Origin of the sequence: Erwinia sp. 9145, from assembly GCF_000745075.1 — a bacterium.
GTDB lineage: Bacteria > Pseudomonadota > Gammaproteobacteria > Enterobacterales > Enterobacteriaceae > Erwinia > Erwinia oleae.
In genome coordinates this window covers 1,571,743-1,595,056 of sequence record NZ_JQNE01000001.1, presented here as the reverse complement: position 1 = coordinate 1,595,056, position 23,314 = coordinate 1,571,743, and the positions used below count along the sequence as shown (strand labels likewise).

General features: G+C 58.5%; 15 protein-coding genes. 8 read left to right on the top strand and 7 right to left on the bottom strand.

The window, feature by feature from the left end; translation table 11 throughout:
* Positions 1 to 7 precede the first annotated feature (7 nt).
* From FA91_RS07810 to FA91_RS07800, 3 genes are read right to left on the bottom strand one after another with little or no spacing between them, the layout of a single operon-like run.
* A complete protein-coding gene (locus FA91_RS07810) occupies positions 8 to 274 on the bottom strand; it encodes a hypothetical protein (protein ID WP_034914279.1) in 267 nt (88 codons plus the stop codon).
* Positions 271 to 8,493 (bottom strand): hemagglutinin repeat-containing protein, encoded by an 8,223-nt coding sequence (locus tag FA91_RS07805; RefSeq protein WP_034914275.1) that lies wholly within the window; start codon positions 8,491 to 8,493, stop codon positions 271 to 273. The genes FA91_RS07810 and FA91_RS07805 overlap by 4 nt, the downstream gene beginning before the upstream one ends.
* A gap of 47 nt (positions 8,494 to 8,540) precedes the next feature.
* A complete protein-coding gene (locus FA91_RS07800) occupies positions 8,541 to 10,268 on the bottom strand; it encodes a ShlB/FhaC/HecB family hemolysin secretion/activation protein (RefSeq protein ID WP_082212578.1) in 1,728 nt (575 codons plus the stop codon).
* A gap of 385 nt (positions 10,269 to 10,653) precedes the next feature.
* Here FA91_RS07800 and paoA point away from each other — a divergent pair, with 385 nt between their 5' ends.
* From paoA to FA91_RS07775, 5 genes are read left to right on the top strand one after another with little or no spacing between them, the layout of a single operon-like run.
* The gene (gene paoA, locus FA91_RS07795; RefSeq protein ID WP_034914273.1) at positions 10,654 to 11,226 is read left to right on the top strand and encodes an aldehyde dehydrogenase iron-sulfur subunit PaoA; all 573 of its coding nucleotides are present in this window, start codon (positions 10,654 to 10,656) and stop codon (positions 11,224 to 11,226) included.
* On the top strand, positions 11,223 to 12,173 hold the full coding sequence (locus tag FA91_RS07790) for a xanthine dehydrogenase family protein subunit M (RefSeq protein WP_034914271.1): 951 nt from the start codon (positions 11,223 to 11,225) through the stop codon (positions 12,171 to 12,173). The genes paoA and FA91_RS07790 overlap by 4 nt, the downstream gene beginning before the upstream one ends.
* Before the next feature lie 4 nt (positions 12,174 to 12,177).
* Positions 12,178 to 14,376 (top strand): aldehyde oxidoreductase molybdenum-binding subunit PaoC, encoded by a 2,199-nt coding sequence (gene paoC, locus FA91_RS07785; protein ID WP_034914269.1) that lies wholly within the window; start codon positions 12,178 to 12,180, stop codon positions 14,374 to 14,376.
* A gap of 41 nt (positions 14,377 to 14,417) precedes the next feature.
* A complete protein-coding gene (locus tag FA91_RS07780) occupies positions 14,418 to 15,350 on the top strand; it encodes an XdhC family protein (protein WP_051937413.1) in 933 nt (310 codons plus the stop codon).
* Positions 15,350 to 15,919, top strand: coding sequence for a nucleotidyltransferase family protein (locus FA91_RS07775; protein ID WP_034914267.1), 570 nt, complete (start codon positions 15,350 to 15,352; stop codon positions 15,917 to 15,919). Before FA91_RS07780 ends, FA91_RS07775 begins: the two co-directional genes overlap by 1 nt.
* Positions 15,920 to 15,995: 76 nt before the next feature.
* On the opposite strand, the gene FA91_RS07770 is transcribed toward FA91_RS07775, so the two are convergent.
* Positions 15,996 to 16,625 carry a TetR/AcrR family transcriptional regulator gene (locus tag FA91_RS07770; protein ID WP_034914265.1) on the bottom strand — a complete coding sequence of 210 codons (630 nt, stop codon included), beginning with the start codon at positions 16,623 to 16,625 and terminating at the stop codon, positions 15,996 to 15,998.
* Positions 16,626 to 16,695: 70 nt separating this feature from the next.
* Between FA91_RS07770 and FA91_RS07765 the strand changes: the two genes are divergently transcribed.
* Complete coding sequence (locus FA91_RS07765; RefSeq protein ID WP_034914263.1) at positions 16,696 to 17,427, top strand: SDR family NAD(P)-dependent oxidoreductase; 732 nt, start codon at positions 16,696 to 16,698, stop codon at positions 17,425 to 17,427.
* A 283-nt stretch (positions 17,428 to 17,710) separates the two neighbouring features.
* Complete coding sequence (gene proP / locus FA91_RS07760) at positions 17,711 to 19,147, top strand: glycine betaine/L-proline transporter ProP (protein WP_034914262.1); 1,437 nt, start codon at positions 17,711 to 17,713, stop codon at positions 19,145 to 19,147.
* Positions 19,148 to 19,233: 86 nt separating this feature from the next.
* Here proP and FA91_RS07755 read toward each other — a convergent pair whose 3' ends face one another.
* The 3 genes from FA91_RS07755 to FA91_RS07745 all read right to left on the bottom strand — a co-directional run bounded on the left by FA91_RS07755 (position 19,234) and on the right by FA91_RS07745 (position 21,982).
* Positions 19,234 to 19,761 (bottom strand): O-acetyl-ADP-ribose deacetylase, encoded by a 528-nt coding sequence (locus FA91_RS07755; protein ID WP_034914259.1) that lies wholly within the window; start codon positions 19,759 to 19,761, stop codon positions 19,234 to 19,236.
* A gap of 43 nt (positions 19,762 to 19,804) precedes the next feature.
* Positions 19,805 to 20,989 carry an FAD-binding oxidoreductase gene (locus tag FA91_RS07750; RefSeq protein ID WP_034914257.1) on the bottom strand — a complete coding sequence of 395 codons (1,185 nt, stop codon included), beginning with the start codon at positions 20,987 to 20,989 and terminating at the stop codon, positions 19,805 to 19,807.
* Positions 20,990 to 21,166: 177 nt separating this feature from the next.
* Positions 21,167 to 21,982, bottom strand: a complete 816-nt coding sequence (locus FA91_RS07745; protein ID WP_034914254.1) for a helix-turn-helix transcriptional regulator — start codon at positions 21,980 to 21,982, stop codon at positions 21,167 to 21,169.
* A 127-nt stretch (positions 21,983 to 22,109) separates the two neighbouring features.
* Between FA91_RS07745 and FA91_RS07740 the strand changes: the two genes are divergently transcribed.
* Entirely contained in the window at positions 22,110 to 23,300 is a 1,191-nt protein-coding gene (locus FA91_RS07740) for an MFS transporter (RefSeq protein ID WP_034914253.1), read from the top strand.
* Positions 23,301 to 23,314 lie beyond the last annotated feature (14 nt).

The window sequence follows — 23,314 nt, the reverse complement described above, 5'->3', positions numbered from 1 at the left end:
TCTTTGTTTACTGCGGATCGGATGGAGAATCTTCTTTTTTTTCTTTCAGTTTGGACATGATCCAGATGCCAATACCAGTTGGGATGCCTGTCGCTATTCCTGACCTCAAAGAAGATAACCCATCGTCCAAAAAATTAAAATTAATATCGCTATATTTAAAATAAAATATTATAGCTATAGCCAAATTAGTCAAAAATACCATTACGGTAAATAAGATTATAAAGCAGGCTATTAATTTAACTAATAGCCATACTCTGACTGAACCACGTCTCATTTGTTATCTCCAGATTGCTCATGTTGAGAGATTATATTTTGAGTTTTATTTCCACTAACTTCACTTATTAATGAACCGCCGATAGTACCAACTGTACTAGCTGTTTTATCGGTCATAATAGGAGACAAATTATTTCCAACCGAAATCAACTTACTGCCTGCGGCACCAACAGCCGTACCAAAGCCTGCCCCAATCACCGGTGCAAGAACATCTTTCCCCTGTAATTTAGCTCCCGCATACGCTCCAGTAACACTCGCAACTTCAGTGAACCAGAACCCTTTACCCTGAGTTAAAGCACTCACGCCTGTCGCTATAAGTGCATCAGTGGCACTGAAAGGGTCCTCGCTGTTTAACTGGTTAAACACATTCGCTGAACCGCCTATTGCTCCCGCACCAATAACGCTTCCCGCGGTTGCAGTCGCGGGCAGCAGGACAGGTGCAATTACAGTGGTCATACCCGCGCCCCACGCAGTTATCAGACCAGTGGCCGGATTCCGGGCGGCAAGCAAATCACCTTTTGCATTTTTGCTCAGCGCCGTACTGATTTCTTTCGCTGTTGCTCCGGTTCCGGTCATTGAGGTTCCCAACGTTGAGGCTGACTGGCCATAATCCGTAAGTCCTTTTGGCAGAGTGAACATGTCGTTGTTCTCGGAGGTGTTCTTTCCGGCCCGGGCTCCTGCAATGGCTGAAGCTGTACTGTCTCCGGCAAGACCGCCCGCCAGTCCGCTCGCCAGCGTGCTCAGTGCAGATATGGTCTGCTTCTGCGTTTCATCCAGTTTGCTGTAATCATCCGTGCCGTACAGCGTTTTCGCTATCACGGCAGTCGTGGCAGATGCAGTTGCCGCACCTGCGGCCCCGGCCAGCGCTGAGTTGCCTGATGCCTGTGCCACTACCGCACCAACAACCGCATGGGCCATCAGGTTTGCTTCCGGGTTGCCTTCGGTCATTTTATGGAGTTGCTCGGCCAGATACGGCGCTGGGCCGCCCGCAATGGCTTTCGCAAGGTCGCCCCCGGCCAGACCCTGCACCGCCGCTGTCGCAGCCTGGATGGCCTGTTGTACCTTACCGCCGGTGCCGAACCCGCTTTCGGTGAACGCCTGATTGTAGAAGTTCTGATACGCCTGGCCGCTGATGTCCGTATCTGTCGGCGTTTTGCCCGGATTCGCTTTCCGCCACTCCGCCTCTGCCGTTCTCAGCTGCTCCGGTGAGACATCCTTTATCTTCTCATTCGCGGCTTTCGTCGCGATTATCCGGCCCTGCGTCCGTGCAATATCACCGGCCTGAACCCCAATTTCGCCAATAATCTGCGCTTCCCTCAGCCGCTGCTGCTCCTTCTCTTTATCAAATATCGGACTCAGCGTCTGATTCGCATGCTCAACATCGCGGCTCAGTTCACCCACGTCCTGCTTCTGATTGTCCTTATCGCGGATAGTTATCGTGCCGTCACTCACCGCCGATTTCGTTGTGGAGCTGTCGCTTCCGCTGCCGTTGACGCCCACCAGCAGGCTGTTGGCCATGTTGCCCATAAGCTGGCTGCCCGTGTTACCGCCGCTGCTGACGCCCGCGCTCTGGTGCTCAACCTCATATTCCGCGCTGTTGCGGATATCGCTGAAGCCCAGCGTGCCCGTCTCCAGCCGGTTTTTATGCGCTGACGCCGTCGAGCCGATAACCGCACCCGTTAATTCCGTGTGCTCCCCGACCGTAATATCGAAGCCGCCCTTACCGGCGAAGATACCCGTCTGCTCCTGCACGCTCTCGTAAGTGCTGTGCATTTTATCGCGACTCAGGTTCACCGAACCACTGCCACCACCGCCCATGCTCACGCTGCCGCCCGCGCTGGCATTCTGCTGCTTCGAGTCGTAGTTATCGGTATCCTGCTCGCTGGTCAGGGTCAGGTTACGCCCCACGTCCAGCGTGACTTTCTCGCCGCTGACCTGTGCGCCGGTCAGGGTGGTGTCGCGACCGCTGCTGATGGTCAGGTTTTTCCCGGCGTTAACGGTGGTCTCAACATGACGGGTGCCGTTGCCGGTCTCAGAGCCTTTGCCTTTATTAACGCTGGCGTTCAGCGACAGTCCATTGGCACCCTGGCCGAAATTGATCCCCACGCCCACTGACGCCCCGTGACTCTCATTTTTGCCGTCAAGCGTCTGGCTGTTCAGTCCGGAGGAAAGATTCACGTCCCGCGCCGCACTCAGGCCCACATCTTTCCCTGCCTGCAACTGGCTGCCCTGAACGTTAATATCGGTGCCGGTCGCGTGAAGGTTAAGGTTATTGCCCGCCGTCAGCGTGCTGCCCTGGCTCTGGTTCTGCGTCAGCGTCTGTTCTGATTTTGACGACTGGCTGCCGTAAGAAAGGTTGACGCCAATCACGCTGCCTTCGCTGCCGCCCGCTTCAGCCAGCGATATGCCCTGCGCAGCCTGCACACCGCTGAGTGCCGATTTCATCCCCAGCAGGGCGGCCAGACGACCGCTGCTTTCCGTGCTGGCATCGCTGGCGCCCGACACCGCCGTATTAATCGCGCTGCCCACCGTACCGGACAGCGCCAGCGTCAGGCCGCTCTGCTTCTGCTCCACCGTGTGCGTCTGCGTGCTGCTGTTCTCTGCCGCCAGAATGTTCACTTCTTTACCGGTCAGGTGCAGGTCTTTGGCCGCCAGCACGTCAGAACCTTTCACCGTCAGGGCGCTGCCTGCGCTGAGATTAACGCTGCCCTGGGTGCTGCCGACAATGCTGCCCGCGCTGCTGTGTGTTGCCGCAACGTCGGTGATTTTCAGCGTGCTGCTGCCTGCCGTGACGCCAATACCGCCCGTGCCCGACAGCCCGCTTTTTTTCTCTTTACGCCAGTGATTCTCCTGCCGCGTCTCATCGGCGGTGGTCAGGGTGATGTTACGCACGGCAGACAACGCCACATCCTGCGTCGCCACCACGCTGCTGCCGCTCATCGTCAGGTCACGTCCGGCCTGCATGATGATACTGTCACCACTGAAACTGCTGCCGACGGCAGTCTGGCTTTGCACCTCGTCATGCGTGGTCACCGATTTATGCGAAAGCATTCCGCCGCTGCGCTGGTGGCTGTTATCAATCAGGTGATATGACGCATTGCCGCTGGTCAGCGCAATATCATTCCCCGCCGTGGCGCTGAGGCTGCCCTCTGCGGTCACTGCCGCCGCACGGGCGTTCAGGTCATGACCGGCCGACAGCGACACATCGCCCCCGCCGTTTATCTGGCTGCCCACATCCGTGCTCTGCGTCAGGCTGCGGTTGTTACCGCCGCCCCAGTCGCCGCGTTCGCTTTTCGTGACGGTCAGCGTGTTCAGGTTCAGATCGTGTCCGGCAACAATCTGCGTCCGGCTCTCTGTACCCGCATTGCTGATTTGCGTCGCGGTCAGGTTGATGTCGTGCATCGCCTGTAAGCCAAGCGTACCGTTATCCGCCTGCACGTAAATGCCCGCCGGGCGGTCAAAGGTGATGTTGCCGCCGCTGCCGCCCGTTGTGCTGATACTGTTGAGATCGCGACCCGCGATGGCTATCAGGCTGCTGCCGCCCTGTAACGTACCGCCGATATTATTGATGTCGGCGCGCGCGCGCAGGTCAACGCTGTCGCCGCCAATAAAACCGCTGTTGTTGAGGTTATCCGCTGTCAGTTGCATGACGGAACGGCCATTAATATGTCCGCTATTAGTCAGATCGTGGCTGACCGCCAGTGCAACGCCGTTCCCCGTCAGCAGCGCGCCGCTGCCGTCCAGATCGCCCGGCTTCACGCGTGCGTATAGCTGCGGCACCAGCACCTTCTCCGGGCGGCCGTCCGGCAATGTGACCGTCTGTTCAACCAGCCAGACCATGTCGCTGGTCAGCAGCGCCATTTGCTGCGCCGATAACGCCACGCCGGGCTTCAGCCCGTGTGCTTTAGCAAAGGTCACCCCGGCATCCATCAGCGCCTGATACTGCGCCTCGTCGCTGTGGTAGCCCGCCAGATAACGGTTACCCGTCACCGCCAGCACCTGCTGACGAATAAGCTGCTGTTCATAATAGCCATCGCCCAGTCGCCGCAGCACGTTATTCGCATCCTGTGTGAACTGATTCTGCATGTAATCGCTGCCGAGCCACTTATTCTGATGAGTGAAGCGCGGGTCCGTTTCGATCAGATAAGGCACATCGCTGTTGGGGTGAAGCGTAAAAAGACTGTTATCAGGCAGCGTGGTGTCCGGTGCGATGGCGCGAATAACCATGCTATCGCTACTGTCCTTCGGCTGGACGATTTCCACAATCTGCCCTGGCGGCAGGGATATGGCCGTCTGCCCGATGTCCGCCGCGTCGGGGTCAATAACTTTCACCGTTGTCTCTCGGTTGCCAATCGTGACGCCGTTGCTGTTTGCCGATGTATTCCCCTGCCAGGCCATTGTTTGCAGGTCGATGGTTTGCATGATTGTCGCTGGCTGGTAACCACTGCGATCTTTTCCCTGAGAGGTTTTGGTCGGCCCGGTCGAACTACTGGTCTTTTTGGCGTACCAGCGCACCTGAGTACCCACATCAGTGATAATACGCTGGCCCACGGTGGCGATATTATTCAGTGCGCCGATTGCGCCGCCGAGCAGACCACCCGCAACGATGCGGCTGTCATGGTTGTTTACCCGATTGCTGTTGATGGTCAGATTACCACCCGCAATAAGCTGCCCCGGATCGCTCTCTTTCACCTGCGTTTCGGTAATAGTGCGTTGATATTCATATTCGTAAAACGTGCGTCCACGCGTGCCGTCCGGCATGATGGCCTCATGTACGCCATATTTATTTTTACCACTGGTATCGATGTCCGCCCAGTCGAAACGGTTTGTGGAATCCTTAAGCACGGCTTCATGGTGGAAAGATTGCTCAACCACGACTGTTTCCGTCACCAGATGGTCATTAATGTTGTTAATTTCTGCGATGTCGAGCGTCATGTTTCCTGCGGATCCCAGCATCGCGCTGTGATTATTGAGTACAGAACCTTTACCGGTGGCTTTCTGATTGCCGTCCAGCAGGCCGCCAGTAACAACGTCTCCGCCACTGTAGATCAACGCATGATCACGGTTGTTCAGCGTTTGCGCGCCAATATCCAGCCGCTCGCGGGCTGCGATCGTCGCCGCCTGACCGTTTTCAGCGAGGTTATTTAACGTGCTGGTTTGCAGCGCAATCCGGTCGCCATACAGGCGACCGCTGCCGATATTAGTCAGTAATGCCGAGACAATATGTGTAAAACCACCGTCAAGCAGCCCGCGATTGATCAGATTACCGCTGATCAACAGATGATTTTCTGTGGCGCTGATTTCGGCGGATTGCTGGTTGTCCAGGCTTCCGGCGCTGAGTGTTAAGCTGCCGCCAGCCTGAATAAGTGACTGATTCACCAGCCCGCTGCCGCCAAGGTTAAAGGTCATATCACCGCTGGCGATCACCTCGCCCTGATTGAAAAATGCCTGTTGCATGACCAGCGTCATCGCATTCTGAGAGAGCACGCGGCCGTCGCCGCTCAGTGCATTTGCATTAAGGTTGAGCGCGCTTCCGGCGATCAGCATCCCCGCACCGTTGGTAAACGTCAGCGTATTTCCCCCGTTAACCGCCAACACCGAACCGGAAGATAAAATTCCACCGCTGTTATCCAGCAAGGTGGCGGTATTGATCTCCAGCAGATCGCTCGCCCATACGGTACCGATAGTGTTATCCACAACGGTGCTGTTAAGCGTTACCGACGCACCGGCAATACCGCTGTTTTCACCCTGAGTCTCGCTGTTGATGAGCTTGTCTGTCGTGAGCAGCAGGCTATTTCCGCTGCGAAACAGTCCTGCGGTATTATCGATGCCTGCACCCGCCGTCGCGATCAGCGCGTTGCCTGCCTGCACCCTGCCGCCCTGGTTATCCATCACGCTGCTGGTCAGATTCAGACCTGCATCGCTTGCCATCACTCCCTGCTGATTACTGATGCGGCGTCCCGTGATCGCCGCATCATCGCCCGCTGCGATAAATCCGGCCGCGTTATCGATATTGCCCGCACTGAGTGAAAGCGTGCTGTAGCTGACAATGCCGCCGTTACTGCCGCTGTTGCGGTTATCAAGATCGCCATTGTGTAGATCTATCGTCATGACGGCACCGGACTGGAGCAATCCTGCCTGATTATTCAGCCCGTTGCCGAGCAGCGATAGCGCGCCAGCCGCCGCTACCATGCCCTGCTCATTGTTGAGCCGGTTCTGCGTCTCAATCTGCATCCCACTCTGTTGGCCGGTGAGCAGTTTACCGGCCTGATTATTGAGGTCTGCCGCACGCAGGTAGAGATCGCCATTGGTGGCGATGCTGCCGCGTTGATTATCCAGCGTGCCGTCAACGGCGACAGACATTGCGCCGCTGCCGATCTGGCGCATTTCGCCCTGACGATGAGAAAAGGAGGTTGCCGTTAACGAAAGGCGACTGGCCTCGGTGGTCGCGTTATCCAGCACCAGTTTCCCGCTGTTAAGATTCAGAGTGCCTTTACTCAGCATTGCACCCTGCGAACCGTCTGTCTCTGCGCTGAAAAGCGTCAGATCGCCCTCACCCAGATGCAGTAGCGAACCCCGCTGGTTATTAAAAATCGGGGCGTTGATCGTGAAATTTTTCGCATTGGCGGCAAGCGTACCACCCGCATTATCAATGCCGTTAACGAATGACAGGGAGAGGTCACGCTGCCCCAGTTGCTGGAGCACGCCCTGCTGATTGTTAAGCGCAGCACCGGTTAACGTCAGCGTGCCTGCCGAGATGCTACCGCTGCGGTTAGTCAGTTTCCCCTTCGCAGAAGCGGTGAAGCCGTTCGTCGCTTCCACTACGGCATTTGACGTACTGATATCGCCGCTATCCGCCCGCAGAGAAATATCACGGCTCTGCATCTGGCTGGCGCTGACGTTGACAGCCGCGCCCTCCGCCACGAGCTGCCCCGTTGCTATCGCCTTACCGTTTACCGTCAGGTCTGCCTGGCTGCTCAGTGTGAGATTACCGGCGCCGCCTTTTGTACCGTTAACGTCAATACCGGCACCGAGCGTACTGACAGCATTGCTGTTGATGGCGGCAGCGTTCAGCGTGGTGTCACGGCCGGCGGCGATTATCCCGCTGTTATTCAGCGCACCGCGTGAATGGATATCCGTGTTGCCGGCGGCATACGCCTTACCGCTATTACCGATGCTGCCTTGCGAGGTAAGCTGAAGATGCGTTGATGCCGTCAGGCTGCCGCTGTTGGTGATGCTGCCATCTGCGTTAACGACAACGTTCCCGGCCGATGCCCCGATATGACCGGCATTATGAACGCCGACGCCCTTTTCCGTTCCCAGCAGGCGGATTTTATTGGCATACATCCCACCGAGCGCCGAGACGTCGACGGCCACGCGCGGCGATGTGCTGCCGTCAGGCGCTTTTGCCGTGACCTCATTATGATCCGCGTTAACGGTGTTGCGGCCCGTCGTGACCTTCAGCTCTCTGGCCCAGATCCCGGCATTGACGCTGACCGCGCGAGCAATTAAATCAGTGCTGTCCTGTTGGCTGCTTTCCATGCCCGCGCCCTGCACCACGATTTCACCTGTGTTAACGTCGTAGCCCGCGATCTGTCCGTTATTCATCTGTACCTGACCGGTGGTCAGCGTGGCGCGATTCGCATTAATAAACCCGCAGCCGTTGCAGGTGATCCCCGACGGGTTAGCGATCACCACCTGCGCCCTCTGCCCGGCAACCTCGACAAACCCGTTCAGCTGGCTGGCATTGGCGGCGTTCACCTCATTCAGGATCACCTTCGCTTCCCCGCGTGCAAGGTTAGGATTGCCCGCTATCATGCCAGCCAGTTGCGACTGCGTGTTGGCGCGGGCATTGTTCAGCACCACGCCTTTTTGATCCACGTCGAACTGGCTGTAAACGTTGCGGGATACGCCGCCACGGCTGGGGGGCTGAATATTAACCTGCGGCGTACCGTTAGCAGCGTTGATGATTGTCGCTTGCTGGTTGCCGGGCGCCCTGGCATCGGCCACCACTCCCGCCTGCGCCGAAAGGGTCACGCAGCCCAGCGACAGCAACAGCGCAAAGTGCAGCGTTGGATATACAAAAAGGCGGCTACACGGCGTCGGGCCGACGTCCGTACAGGAGGAAGAAGCGACCCGGCCGGAAACGGTGATATCCGCCACCACCATCAGCATGCCTCTCACTTTATTAAAAATGACACGAAAGCAATTTTTGTTCATCACAGCATCCTTACTGAAGAGGTGACCGGGTCAGCGTTCCCGACCTGTTAAAACGAATAGTTCATGGCAAAACCCAGTGAAACGGGATCGGTTTTGAAGCCGTCGGGTTTAGAGAAAGGCACGGCAACAAACAGGTCATAATTCATGGTAAAGGCCGCGCCGCGCATGCCGACTGCCCCACCGGCCAGATGGTTGCCCACAAGATGTTGCGTGCCGTTTCCGCCCACTTCGCCATAATCCACCGCCAGATATAACGTCTGCGACGGGATCGGCGTTCTCCAGCCAATATCATTACGCACAAACCAGCCCCGATTGGCGTTCAGGCTGCGCTCACCGTCAAAGCCGCGTACCGTCCAGCGCCCGCCGATGGCAAACTGATCCTGCGGCGTCAGCGGCGTGTTGCTCAACTGACGCTGATAGCGGAGGCTGTAGTTAACGCGCTGGCTGGCGAGGGTAAACGGGACGTCAAGCTGCGCGTTAAATTGCAGGATTTTTGACAACGCAGTGGCATCGCCAACATATTCTTCTGGAGCAGGTAGTGCGCCGAACCAGCGCGTGCCGCGTTGATAACTGATGCCCGCATCCAGCGTGGATTGCGCGATGTAGTGACGGTGCTGCAAACCTATGCGCCAGGCAGACGTGCGGCGGCGCTGCACTTTAACCTCGGTGTCGTTCACAAAGTTTTTCGCGGTTTTTGCCAGCACATGCCAGTTAAAGGTGGTTTTCTGGTTGCTGCTGCGGTGCAGCACCCGGCTGAGCTGAACGTCCACGCTGTGGCTTTTTCCACTGTAGCGATAGTCCTGATTGAGGCCGGCGACGGTCTGATGATACTGGTAGCTGTTGGCGGTAATAGCTGCCGTCCAGTACCCCAGCGGTACCGAATAGTGCCCGGTCAGGTTACGGGTGCCTTTATCAGCGTGATTTTCCAGATCGCTGCTGCCGGAAATATAGAAAAGATCGCTGAGCGTGGACGGGTTATCCAGCGACAGCGTTAACCCTCCCTGATAGCGTCCGGTGCTGCGCGTCCCTGCATCATCCAGCGAGGCGTCGATACGCCACATTTTTGTCTGCTGCCAGCTTAACAGCACGTCGCTTTCGCCCGGTTGCTCGCCCGGCACCATCTCCATGCTGGCCTGAACCGTCGGCAGGCGCTGTAAGTTCTCCAGCCCCTGTTCAATGTCCCTCAGATCGAGAAGATCGCCCGCGTGAACGGGAAACGCACCATACAGTGAGACAGAGTGAGTGCTGTCCGGCGTCAGCGCCACCTTCCGCACCTTGCCTGGTACGATAACCAGCTTCAGCTCACCACTTTTCAGGTCCTGCTCTGGCGCCAGCACCCGGGTGGTGATGTAACCATGATCGACCAGACGATTTTGCAAAGCGCGCATCAGCAGATTAATGCCATTACCGCCAGCGCACTGCCCTGCCGCCTGATTGCTGAGGCGCTGCAACGGCAGCCAGTGAGGCAGTGCATCTTTGCCGCTGAGCAGCACCCGATCAATCGGGAAGCAGGGGGGTTCCTGCGGGAAAATGATACGCCTGGGATCGGGCGTTGACGTTGAGAGTCGTACGTCAGGCGCGGGAGGCATAAGCTGTTGCTCCAGCGCTTTTTGCCGCTGCTGTTGCTGAATAAGCGGTTCGTCGCTGAGGGCAAGGGAGGGAATACGGTTGTCGCCTGCGGCGGCGTGGGAGACGCCAGCGACAAACAGCGAGGTAAGAAAAACAATCGGCGGCGCGCCAGTCAGGCACCGTGAAACAAGCGTGCAACGCAACATAAAACAATCCTTGTTAAAAATGCCTGTATCCGCCGACAATCCCGTCGACATTTCCCTGATTTTACTACCTGAGTAGGCGAAATCGCCTGTTAAACGCCTTTTTTTAAACCCGTTTAACAGGTAATTTTGCCTGTATCGTAGACAAATAGTGTTTAAAACTCAACACCCCTTCCCTCATAAAACGACCGTTAACCTGAATCAGACTCCGTGGATAAACATTTTGGTGCTGCCGGGCATGCCGGTTATTGCTGAATGTCCCTTCTGTTCAGCGGTCTTTCATGCAAAGCCGACTACTATTAACTATTCGTAAACAGAAGCGTGTCGGTATCTCTGAAGAACACGCCAGCATGTCACTTTTATAGTTTTTCAATACTGGAGGCTCACCATGTGTAAACAAGGTGCAAGCACGAGCAAAGCGCACGATCAAACAGCATCACCCCCGACAATGGCGCACCTGAAATTTACCGTCAACGGCGAACGTCATGAACTTGATCTTGATACGCGCACCACGCTGCTGGATGCGCTTCGCGAGCATCTGCATCTCACCGGCACCAAAAAAGGCTGCGATCATGGTCAGTGCGGTGCCTGTACCACAATAGTAAACGGACGGCGGATCAACGCCTGCCTGACGCTCGCCGTGATGCATCAGGATGCGGAGATCACCACCATTGAGGGCCTGGGCACACCGGACAATCTTCATCCTCTACAGGCTGCCTTCATTAAGCACGATGGCTATCAGTGCGGCTACTGTACGCCAGGCCAGATCTGTTCGTCGGTCGGCATGCTGAAGGAATTACAGGCTGGCATCCCCAGCCACGTGACTGATGATCTCCTCGCGACCCCGCAGTTCACTGCCGACGAAGTCCGCGAGCGGATGAGCGGCAACATCTGCCGCTGCGGCGCCTACAGCAACATTCTTGCCGCCATCACTGACGTGGCCGGGAGCCAGCCTGAATGAAAACCTTTACCTATGAACGCGTCAACAGCGCCGCGCAGGCCGCCAGCAGCGCGGCCGACAAACTGGGCTCTCGGTTTATTGCAGGCGGCACCAACCTGCTCGATCTGATGAAACTGGAGATAGAAACGCCTGCTCACATCATCGATGTTAATGGCCTGCCGCTGGATAAAATCGACGCCACCGCCGAAGGCGGATTACGTATCGGCGCGCTGGTACGCAATACCGACCTGGCCGCCGATCTGCGCGTAAGGCGCGATTACGCCGTGCTTTCGCGCGCGCTGTTTGCCGGGGCATCCGGCCAGCTCCGTAATCAGGCGACCACGGCGGGCAACCTGCTTCAGCGCACCCGATGCGCCTATTTTTACGACACCAATCAGCCTTGCAATAAGCGCCAGCCGGGCAGCGGCTGCGCGGCGCTGAACGGCTACAGCCGTCAGCACGCGGTGGTCGGCGCCAGCAAAGCCTGTATCGCCACCCACCCCAGCGATATGGCCGTGGCCATGCGTCTGCTTGATGCCGCGATTGAAACGGTCGACCCACAGGGAGCGGAGCGTACTATCCCGATTGCGGCGTTTTATCGTGCACCGGGCGACACGCCGCATCTGGAAACGGTGCTGGCGCCGGGCGAGCTGATTACGGCAGTGACGCTGCCCCCGCCGGTCGGTGGCGCGCAGCTCTATCGTAAAGTGCGCGACAGAGCTTCTTATGCTTTCGCGCTGGTTTCCGTCGCGGCCATCGTGCAGCCGGACGGCAGCGGTCGCGTCGCACTGGGCGGCGTGGCGCATCAGCCGTGGCGCGTTGATGATGCCGACGCCGCGCTGCCCCAGGGCGCGCAGGCCGTCTGCAAACATCTTTTCGCCGATGCCCATCCCACCCGCGAAAACACCTACAAGCTGCTGCTGGCGGAGCGAACGATCGCCGCCGTGCTGACGGAAGCGAGGGCCTGACACGATGAAATTTGAGAAACCCGCAACGACAAACCCTGTCGATCGGCTGAAGGTTATTGGTCAGCCCCACGACCGGATTGATGGGCCGCTGAAAACCACCGGCACCGCCCGCTATGCGTACGAGTGGCACGACGAGGTCGCCAACGTGGCCTGTGGCTACGCCATCGGTTCCGCGATCCCGAAGGGTCGGATTGCGTCAATGAACCTTGCTGCTGCGCAACGCTCGCCCGGCGTGATCACCATCGTGACCGCGGAAAACGCCGGTAAGCTGGGCAAAGGCGAGATGAATACTGCCCACCTGCTCGGCGGCCCGAAAATTGAACATTACCATCAGGCCATTGCGCTGGTGGTAGCCGAAACCTTTGAGCAGGCGCGCGCGGCTGCCCACCTGATTGAGGTGGAATACGAACGGCAGGACGGTAACTATGATTTGGCGGCGGCGAAACCGGGTGTGAAGGGCGCGCCAGAGGATACGCCAGACACCATCACCGGCGATTTTTCCAGCGCTTATGCCGCCTCGGCGGTGCAGCATGAGGCCACTTATACCACGCCCGACCAGTCTCATACGGCGATGGAACCGCACGCGTCAATGGCCGCCTGGGACGGTGACAGGGTCACGTTGTGGACTTCTAACCAGATGATTGCCTGGTGCCGTAAAGAGCTGGCCGCCACGCTGGGCATCGATAAAGAGAAAGTGCGCATCTACTCGCCATTTATTGGCGGCGGTTTCGGTAGCAAGCTGTTTCTGCGCAGCGACGCGCTGCTGGCGGCACTGGGCGCGCGGGCCGCAAAACGCCCGGTCAAGGTAATGCTGACCCGCCCCTTTATCGCCAATAACACCACGCATCGTCCGGCCACTATTCAGCACATTCGCATCGGTACTGACGAAAACGGGCAGATCGCGGCTATCGCGCATGAGAGCTGGTCCGGCAACCTGCCCGGCGGCACGCCGGAAACGGCGGTCGAACAGACGAATTATCTTTATGCGGGCGCTAACCGCCTGACGGGCCTGCGTCTGGCGCAGCTCGATCTGCCTGAAGGCAACGCCATGCGTGCGCCCGGCGAGGCGGCGGGTTTGCTGGCCTTAGAAATTGCCGTTGATGAGATCGCGGAAAAAGTGGGTATCGATCCGGTTGAGTTTCGCATTCTGAACGATACCCAGGTCGATCCCAACAATCCGGAACGCTTCTTTTCCCGCCGCCAGCTCGTCGCCTGCCTGCGCCAGGGCGCGGCGCGTTTTGAGTGGTCGCGTCGCGTTGCACAGCCCGCGCAGGTGCGCGACGGGCGCTGGCTGGTCGGCATGGGCGTGGCGGCGGGTTTTCGTAATAACCAGGTGTCGCCATCTGGCGCACGCGTGCATCTTGAGACAGATGGCACCCTCACCGTTGAAACCGATATGACCGATATCGGCACCGGCAGCTATACCATTATCGGTCAGACGGCAGCGGAGATGCTGGGCGTGCCGCTGGACAAGGTTGTGGTGCGGCTGGGCGACTCCGACTTCCCGGTATCGGCGGGTTCAGGCGGCCAGTGGGGAGCCAACAGCTCGACCGCGGGCGTGTACGCGGCGTGCGTCAGGCTGCGCGAAACCATAGCGCAGCAGCTCGGACTGGACGCGGAGCAGGCAGAGTTTGCCGATGGCTACGTACAGGCGCAAGGCAAACGCGTGCCGCTGACTGACGCCGCCCGCGCGGGCAAAATAACGGTTGAGGACGCCATTGAGTTTGGCGATCTGGATAAACAGTTTCAGCAATCCACCTTCGCCGGACATTTCGTTGAGGTGGGCGTCGATGTTGCGACCGGTGAAGTGCGCATCCGCCGCATGCTGGCCGTTTGCGCGGCGGGTCGTATCCTCAACCCCAAAACCGCACGCAGTCAGGTTATCGGCGCAATGACCATGGGTGTCGGCGCGGCGCTGATGGAAGAACTGGTCGTGGATACGCATCAGGGCTATTTCGTTAACCACGATCTGGCAGGCTACGAGGTGCCCGTCCATGCTGATATCGGCGAGCAGGAGGTGATTTTCCTCGACGATGACGATCCTGTTTCCTCCCCTATGAAGGCCAAAGGCGTGGGTGAACTGGGCCTGTGCGGCGTGGGCGCGGCCATTGCCAACGCGGTCTACAATGCCACCGGCGTGCGGGTGCGCGATTATCCCATTACGCTGGATAAGCTGCTCGACAGGCTGCCGGAGAGCGTGTGACGGATACCGCATTTGTGAGGAGTAAAACCGTGCTGCACGATATTTCACGGATTGACGCGCGCGACGACAGACCGACGCCGCAGGCCGCCTTTCTCACCGAAGACGCGCTGGCGGTGCTGCGTTTTGCCGCCGACGCGCTGGAGGCCGGCCTGGCCGCCGCGCTGGTCACCTTAGTCAGGATCGACGGCGGTTCGGCCCGCCCGCTGGGGGCGCAGATGGCCGTGCGCGAAGATGGCCTTTACTGCGGCGTGATCTCTGGCGGCTGCGTGGAGGCTGCTGCCGCACATGAGGCGTTGAACGTTATCCATACCGACCGCGACCGCGACATTGTTTATGGTCAGGGTTCGCCGTGGATAGATATTGTGCTGCCGTGCGGCGGCGGCATCGTCCTGAACATCCATAAATTACGCTCGGCCCAACCGCTGCTGGCGGTGCTGAGCGCGACCGCACAACGTCAACCGGCGGGATTAGGCTACCACGCTGAGTCACAAACCCTTTGCCACCTTTCCGGCGCCACGCAAACCGGCTGGACGGAAAACGTTTTTGAAGCAGGCTATCGTCCGACCACCCGCGTCATCGTTTTTGGCCGCAGTGCGGCGATTGACACTACCGCCCGCATCGCGCAGGCGGCAGGTTACGAGGTGCATACTCACGACGGCGCTCACCGCTGCGCGGACGGTGCGCTGATAGACGCAGACAGCGCGGTTGTTCTGCTCTATCACGACCTTGAGCGCGAGCTGCCCGTGCTGGAGGCCGCACTAAAGGCCGCGCCGTTTTATATCGGTGCGCTGGGTAGCGACCGGACCCATCAACGGCGAACGGCGCTGCTGACACAGCGGGGTCTGTCGCCTGACGATATCGCCCGTATCAAAGCGCCTATTGGCATCTTTCCGAAAGCCAGAGATGCCGTTTCGCTGGCGTTCTCGGTCATGGCCGATATCGCCCTGGCACGCGGGCAGCAGGCCTCTTCCTGATGTCAGGTAACGGGCCGGTGGTGCTGATCCTGGCCGCTGGTCGCGGCGAGCGCTTTACGGCGTCCGGCGGCGAGGGGCATAAGCTGGAGGCGATGCTGGCAGGACGATCCGTGCTGGATCGCACCCTCGCTGCGGTCGCCGCTGCCGGCCTGGAGAGCTACGTTGTGCGACCACCAGGCGGCACCGTGGGCATGGGCGCGTCGATTGCGATGGGCGTACGGGCTACGGCAGACGCCAGCGGATGGCTCATTCTGCCGGGCGATCTGCCGCTGATTGGCGCAGCCACGCTGCAACATGTCGCGATGGCGCTGAAGGATTCCCCTGTCGTTGTACCGCACTACGATCGGCACCAGGGCCATCCGGTGGGCTTTGGTCAGCACTATCGCGAAGCGCTGCTGGCGCTCTCCGGCGATGTGGGTGCCGCCGCCATCGTGCGCAGAGCCCGAACGCATGGCGAGGTGCAGGACGTCATGCTCAACGATGCCGGGATCGTTCACGATATCGATACCCTTGACGATCTTAACGCAGCGCGTGAACGGTTAAACGATCGCCGTTCATCTGACGTTTGACCCCTTCACAGCCTTGATCTGCATTTCAGGCGGCTGATTCAGTTTCTGTTGGTATCACCCTCGCTTATGCGCAGATTTACGGCTGACACACGCGCAGATAGGCTTTACACATCACGATCAGTTGCTCATGCACGGCGCGGGCATCCTCTGCGCTGAGATCGCGTTCAAACGCGCTGCGCACCGTACCAAAAATGGTGGTCAGCAGCGTCAGCACAACAACGTCCAGATTGATAAAGGTCGCGTCGGCTGCACTGGCGAACATCTCCCTCGCCGCCGCATCTACCCGCTGAATAAACGCCTGAATCAAAGACTGATTATCCAGTTCCACTACCGAGCGATAGAGCGCGCGCGTCACCGCCGGCTGCGCCATTTTGGCTTCCCAGTAGACGGTAACCAACGCCGTCACCATCTGCGCAATCTTCCCGCCGTGCCGGGAATGACATGCCTCCACTACCCTGTCCGCCAGCATCACCAGGTAGCGTTCATTCAGGGCATAAAACAGCGCCTGCTTATGCGGAAAATATTGATACATGCTGCCTACCGAGACGCCCGCACGTTCCGCCACGCGGGTGGTGGTGAGTCGCTGTGGACCTTCGGTAACCAGAACCTGAATAGTGGCGTCGAAAATGGCCTCCAGCGTGGCCACAGCACGCGCCTGACGCGGCTTTTTTCGGGCGCTCAGGTGGGAAGGTGAAGGTAATGTCATAAGCGAATACTCAAACTGAAGGATCCTTCATATCATAATCGTTGCCATCCATTATCAGAAGGATTCATTCATGAACGTTCCCCAGCGTATTGCGCTTGTCACCGGCGCCAATAAAGGCATCGGACTGGAAATCGCACGTCAGCTTTCACGGGCCGGCGTGTTCGTTATCATTGGCGCCCGCGATGCGGCGCGCGGACAGGAGGCCGCCGCCGCGCTTCTGTCGCAAGGGCTCTCTGTGCAAACCGTTTCTCTCGATCTCACCAACCACGCCACCCTTGCCGCCGCCGCCGCCGGTATCGCTGAAGAGTATGGTCGGCTTGATATTCTGATCAACAATGCGGGCATCGTCGATGCGCAAGACGGCCCGCCGACCCTGACCTCAGCCGATGCGGTACGTCGTATCATGGAAACAAACTTTATTGGCACGCTGGCGGTCACGCAGGCCATGCTGCCGCTGCTGCACAACTCTGCGGCGGCGCGCATCGTAAACCTGTCCAGCTCTCTCGGCTCGCTGACCCTGAACGGCGATCCTGCTTCTCCGTATTACTCCGCGCAGCTGCTGGGCTACAACGCGTCTAAAGCCGCGCTGAACATGCTCACCGTCCAGCTCACACAGGCGTTACGGGGTACGCGCATTGTGGTGAACTCCGTCAGCCCCGGCTATGTGAAAACCGATCTTAACGGACACAGCGGCTATATCACGGTCGAAGAAGGCGCAAGACTGCCGGTGGAGTATGCCCTGCTGGGTGAAAATGCGGTTTCAGGGCAGTTTGTCGCGCCGGAAGGCCCTACGCCGTGGTGATGAGGCGCGGCGCCAATCCGACCTTTTATTCACCTCTGCGACGCTAAAGTCGCCTGAACCATTATAACGTTAAGTCTCAAATACCCCGACAGATTGCCGGGGTATACTTATTATGTAAGGAATATTTAGCCAGCATGTTGCGATCAATCAGAGTTTTCTTTAAGGTGGCTGGCTGATTTATTGTGTGACCACTATCGCCTCCCGCTTCTTATAGCTTTCTCTTCCCCTCAGATTACGGCTGCGAAAGCTATAAGATTGCTCCCTTCGCTTTTTCAGGAGTTATATGAGCACCGAAACCGTCTCCTCCCAGCCAACACCATCAAGTCAGTTAACCGTCGATGATATTACCGTTATAGATAAAACGTTGCTGAAACGCGCCGTTGGCGCCGCCGCGCTGGGTAATACCATGGAGTGGTTCGACTTTGGCGTTTACAGTTATCTGGCCGTTATCATCGGCAAGGTGTTTTTCCCCGGCGCCAGCGGCGCGGCGCAGCTGATCGCCTCTTTCGGCACCTTCGCCGCCGCCTTTCTGGTGCGCCCGATTGGTGGAATGGTGTTTGGCCCGCTGGGTGACCGCTTTGGCCGTCAGAAGATCCTGGCCATCACCATGATTATGATGTCGGTGGGGACCTTCTCTATCGGGCTGATCCCCGATTACGGCACCATCGGCATCGCCGCACCGATTCTGCTGCTGGTCGCCCGTCTGGTTCAGGGTTTTTCAACCGGCGGCGAGTATGGCGGCGCGGCAACCTTTATCGCCGAATATTCAACGGACAAACGCCGTGGCTTTATGGGCAGCTTTCTGGAGTTCGGTACGCTGGGCGGCTATCTGCTGGGCGCCAGCCTGGTGACGGCAATGATTGCGCTGCTGTCCACCGAGGACATGATGTCCTGGGGCTGGCGTATTCCCTTCTTTCTTGCCGCGCCGTTGGGCCTTTTCGGGCTTTATATTCGCCTCAAACTGGAAGAAACGCCGGCGTTCAAAGAGCATATGGATAAGCAGGAAGCGCTGGAGCACAGCAAGCCGCAGCTCGGCCTGTTCCAGATGTTGAATAAACACCGCAAGCAGCTGCTCAAATGTATCGGCCTGGTGCTGATCTTTAACGTCTCCAACTACATGCTGACCTCCTATATGCCGAGCTATCTGACCGGCGTATTGGGCATGAGCGAGATGACCGGCCTGCTGCTGGTGATGGTTATTATGTTTGTGATGATGCCGCTGACGCTGATGTGGGGTCACTGGACTGACCGTCTGGGACGCCGCCCGGTTATCGCGCTGGGTGCGGCCGGCCTGGTGCTGCTGGCGATCCCCAGCTTTATGCTGATTGGTTCCGGCAACATGCTGTGGGTGTTTATTGGCCTGGCGATCCTCGGCTTCCTGCATACCTGCTTCAGCGGCACCATGCCCGCCACGCTGCCGGCGCTTTTCGTTACTGATATTCGCTACAGCGCACTGGCCATTGGTTTTAACGTTTCCGTTTCGCTGTTCGGCGGCACCACGCCGCTGGTCACCGCCTGGCTGGTGGACACCACGCATAACGTGATGATGCCTGCTTATTATATGATGGGCGCGGGCGTGATTGGCCTGATCACTGTGCTGACGCTGCGTGAAACCGCGCGTAAGCCGCTCAGCGGCTCATCGCCTGCGGTGGCAACGCAGGCGGAAGCGCAAAAGCTGATTGACAAGCTACGCGGTAAAAAGAAAGCCAAAGCCCGCTGATCCTGCTGAGTATGATGTCCGGCGGTGCATGCGCTGCCGGACATGCGCTTTCACTGCACGACGCGACGACGTTAAAAAACGCGCGGTTATTCTGCGCGCCCGGCGAGCAGTTTTTGATAAATCTCGTAGTTATCTGACTCAAAGCAGACCACGTTGACCTTCTCTATCCGCTTGTTTTCACGCAGGCAGGCGTCAATAACCTTCAGCGCGATGTCAGCCGCGAGCGCTTTGGGAAAACCATAAACCCCCGTGCTGATATTGGGAAAAGAGACGGTTTTGATCGCATAGTCTTCAACCAGCCGGAAACAGTGCATATAGGCATTTTTCAGCAGTCTGGCCTCATCGCGGTCTCCTCCCTGCCATACAGGCCCGACAGTATGTATCACATAGTCTGCGGGTAACCTGCCTGCCGGGGTAATAACGGCGTCACCCGGTTCACATCCTCCCTGGCGGTTTTTAATCGCCCGACACGCCGCCAGAATTTCAGGGCCGCCGGCGCGGTGTATCGCGCCATCCACGCCGCCGCCGCCCAGCAAAGAGGAATTAGCGGCATTCACAATGGCGCCTGCTGCGATTCGGGTAATATCACCCTGTATTAATTCGATTCTTTGCATGCGCTCTGTCCTCTTCCTACAGGTTCGTGCCGCGCGGAAGATGCTATTGCGCGGCGGGATAGTGTTGCGTGGGGAAAGCCGGAAAATCTTCTGCCCGCTTACCCAGCAGCCGCTGCGGCGAAAAATCATCAAGAAGCGCAGACCGTTCATCATCGACGATCTCATCCGCGCACACGCGCCCCACCAGCGGCGCCAGCGTCATGCCGCTGTGCGTCACCATCAGGTAGACGCGGCGCCGTGAAGAAATATAGCCAAGCCCCGGCAGGCCATCGGCAGGCCGTGATCGCTGGCCGACCACAATCCGCTCAATGCGCGCCGACGCCATATTGTCCATTACGCGGCGCAGCCTTTTCAGCATTTCCTCGCCAACACTATCCCCTGGCTCAGGCGGCCTGGCCGGATCGGCTGAAACGTCCAGATCCGTTGCCTGTAACAGCAGCCGACCGCCGCCTTCTGGTCTGATATTCAGGCCGGGCGTAATCAGATTTGATCGTAGCTGCGTCAATACCGGTGTGGTTGTCGCCAGAAAGCCGCAGGCGATTTTATTGGGTCGGGAGGTGTCAATCATGGCCAACTGCTGGCCGAGCATCGCCGCCAGCTCCGCCGACCAGCGCCCGGCAGCAATGACGATGCTGTCGCCATGCCACGCGCTGCCGTCGGCAAGATGGATCGTGGCGCCGTGATCGTTCTCCTGCAAAGCAACAACCGCCCGGTGCGTGTTCAGCTCCACGTTATGCGCGCGCAGTTCTGACGTCAGCCACGCCAGAAACACCCCCGGCGTGACCAGACACTCGCCCGGAAAATACCAGCGGTCAGCCTCCTGCGAAACCAGATGCAATTCAGGAATATGACGTTGTAATTCTTCAGGCGAGAATTGCCTGGCCGGATAGCCGGCCGCTATCAGTTCGTTTGCCCGCGCATTGAGTCGCCTTCGATCGTCAGAGTTTGTTGCCCACTCCCAGGTGCCGGTTTCAAGCAACCAGCGCCCTTCGGTGGTGCTTTCACGCTGAAGCCTGACGTGTTCGTCGATCGCCAGCGCGTTAAGCCGGTGATAGCTTTCAGGGCTTTTCCCGTTGGAATTAATCCAGGCGAAGGTGGTGGTGCTGGTTCCGGCACCAATGTCACCCCGTTCGAAAACGGTAACCTCAGCGCCTTTCAGCGCCAGCGAGCGGGCAACCGCAAGCCCAAGCACTCCGGCACCAATCACTGCTATTTTCTTCGCTGCCATCTCTGCTCCCGGTATAATTTCGGTCTGTTGTTCAGGCTCTTTGTAAGTGTAGAGATATTCCGCCGCGTTATGCAGTGAATCCAACCTGATACTATTTATCGATCTCAGCATGGCGACGCTCTGCAACCGCAGCCTGCCAACGCCTGTCGGGCTGGCTGGTGAGGCATAAGGAATATATTAGAAGCAGCGGGCTGTCTGGCGGGAAAGATAAGATAAGTCATTTAAATACCGTCCCGGCGTCTTCCCCAGCGTTTTTTTGAACATGGTAATAAATGCGGTGACGGAGTCATACCCTAACTCCCAGGCGGTATTCTGCACCGAGGTGCCGGTGACCAGCAGGCGGATCGCCACCAGTACCTGAAGCTGCTGTCGCCAGCGGCCAAAGGTCATGCCGGTCTCTTTCAGTACGAAGCGTTCAAAAGTGCGTTTGCTCATCGCCAGGCGACCCGCCCACACCGCCAGAGAGCTGCTGTCTGCCGGATTCGCCATCAGGGCGTCGGCGAGCCGCTTAATTTTTGGGTTATCGCTGATCGGCAGATTCAACCGTTCAACGGGCATCAGCGAAAGCTCATACAGCATCACCTGCGCAAATCGGGCAGTCTGGCTGGTGGCGGTGTAGTCCTGCGGCAACGTGGCAAAGTGCTTCAGCATTTCACGCAGCATCGGGCTGATGTGCAGCGCGCAACACTCCTCGGGCATCCCTGACACGTCCGGCTCGATGTATAAAAACAGCACCTGGCCGTTTTTGGTCACCCGGTTGCAGTGCAGCGAGCCTGCGGGGATCCAGGCGGCGCAGTTTGCCGGCACCATCCACCATGCCTTCGGCGCCAGGCAGGTGACGCCGCCGTGCAGGGTGAAAATCAGTTGTCCTTTACGATGAACATGAAACGGGATCTCCTCCTCGTTGTCCACCGAGCGCACCTTCAGCGCCACGGCCGGGTTAGGATTGAGATCGATGTCGAAATCTTTCAGTGAATCAGGCAGCGACTGCACGCGTTTCCCTTCCGGGTGGAGAGTGATTGGGTGGCGATATTTAGCGACAGATTGATGTTATATCGGTATCAGGTCATAAACACAACCCGATATAGTGGCGGCTGATTTTCGATCCTGAGCAATAAACATGCGTAAAAAAATAAAAAGTTCCGGGAAACACCTGGGGTTAATCATCGGTATTTTACTGATTGCCACCTCATTGCGGGCGCCCTTTACCAGCGTGGCGCCGCTCTTAGAAAGCATTCGCGACGATTTCTCATTATCCGCCGCCAGGGCAGGCGTGCTTCAGACTCTGCCGCTGCTGGCCTTCGCCCTCTTCTCACCGCTGGCGGCGGGTTTTGGCCGCCGTCTGGGCATGGAGCGCACGCTGTTTGTTGCCCTGCTGATCGTCGTCGCGGGCATTGTGATACGCTCCTGCGCCGGGCTGGCGGGGTTATTCGGTGGCACGTTGTTGATCGGGTTGGGGATCGCGCTGGGCAACGTGCTGCTGCCGGGTTTGCTAAAGCGGGACCTTCCCCACCGGGCCGCGAGCCTGACCGGCCTGTACGCGCTGACCATGGGGCTGGCCGCCGCGTTGGCTTCAGCCGTGATGATCCCCTTTACAACGTTCTTTCATACGGGATGGTCATCCGCACTGCTGATGACTCTGGCGCTGCCGATGGTGGCGCTTATCGTCTGGCTGCCGCGCCTGAAGCGCGATCCGGTGGCCGCAACACACGGCGCTGCGCATCCCCACGCTCCGGCGCGCGTATGGCGATCGGGGCTGGCCTGGCAGGTGTCGTTGTTCTTCGGTCTTAACTCTGTCATCTACTACATCATTGTTTCATGGCTGCCTGCCATGCTGCAAAATCTGGGCTTTACCGCGGCGCAGGCGGGTTCACTGCACGGCGTGCTCCAGCTCGCCTCCGCCATTCCCGGCTTTTTTATCGGATCGATTGTCGCCAGACTTCGCGACCAGCGCGTTTTGGGCGTGGCGATTGCTCTGACCGGCGCCGTCGGCCTCACCGGGCTGCTTATGCTACCGGTGTTGGCGACGCTCTGGGTGGTGCTGATTGGCATCAGCACCGGCGCAGGCATCATTCTGGGGCTGGCATTTATCAGCCTGCGCGCCGGAAACGCCGTTCAGGCCGCCGCGCTGTCCGGCATGGCACAGTGCGTAGGCTATCTGCTGGCAGCGGGCGGCCCGCCGCTGGCCGGGCTGCTGCATGACCGGATGGACGGCTGGACGGTGCCGCTCACCGTCTGTACCCTGCTGGCGCTGGCGCAGGCGGTGATGGGTTATCTGGCCGGACGGCAGCGTGTGCTGGTCAGTGAGTAACGCCGGAGAGTGAT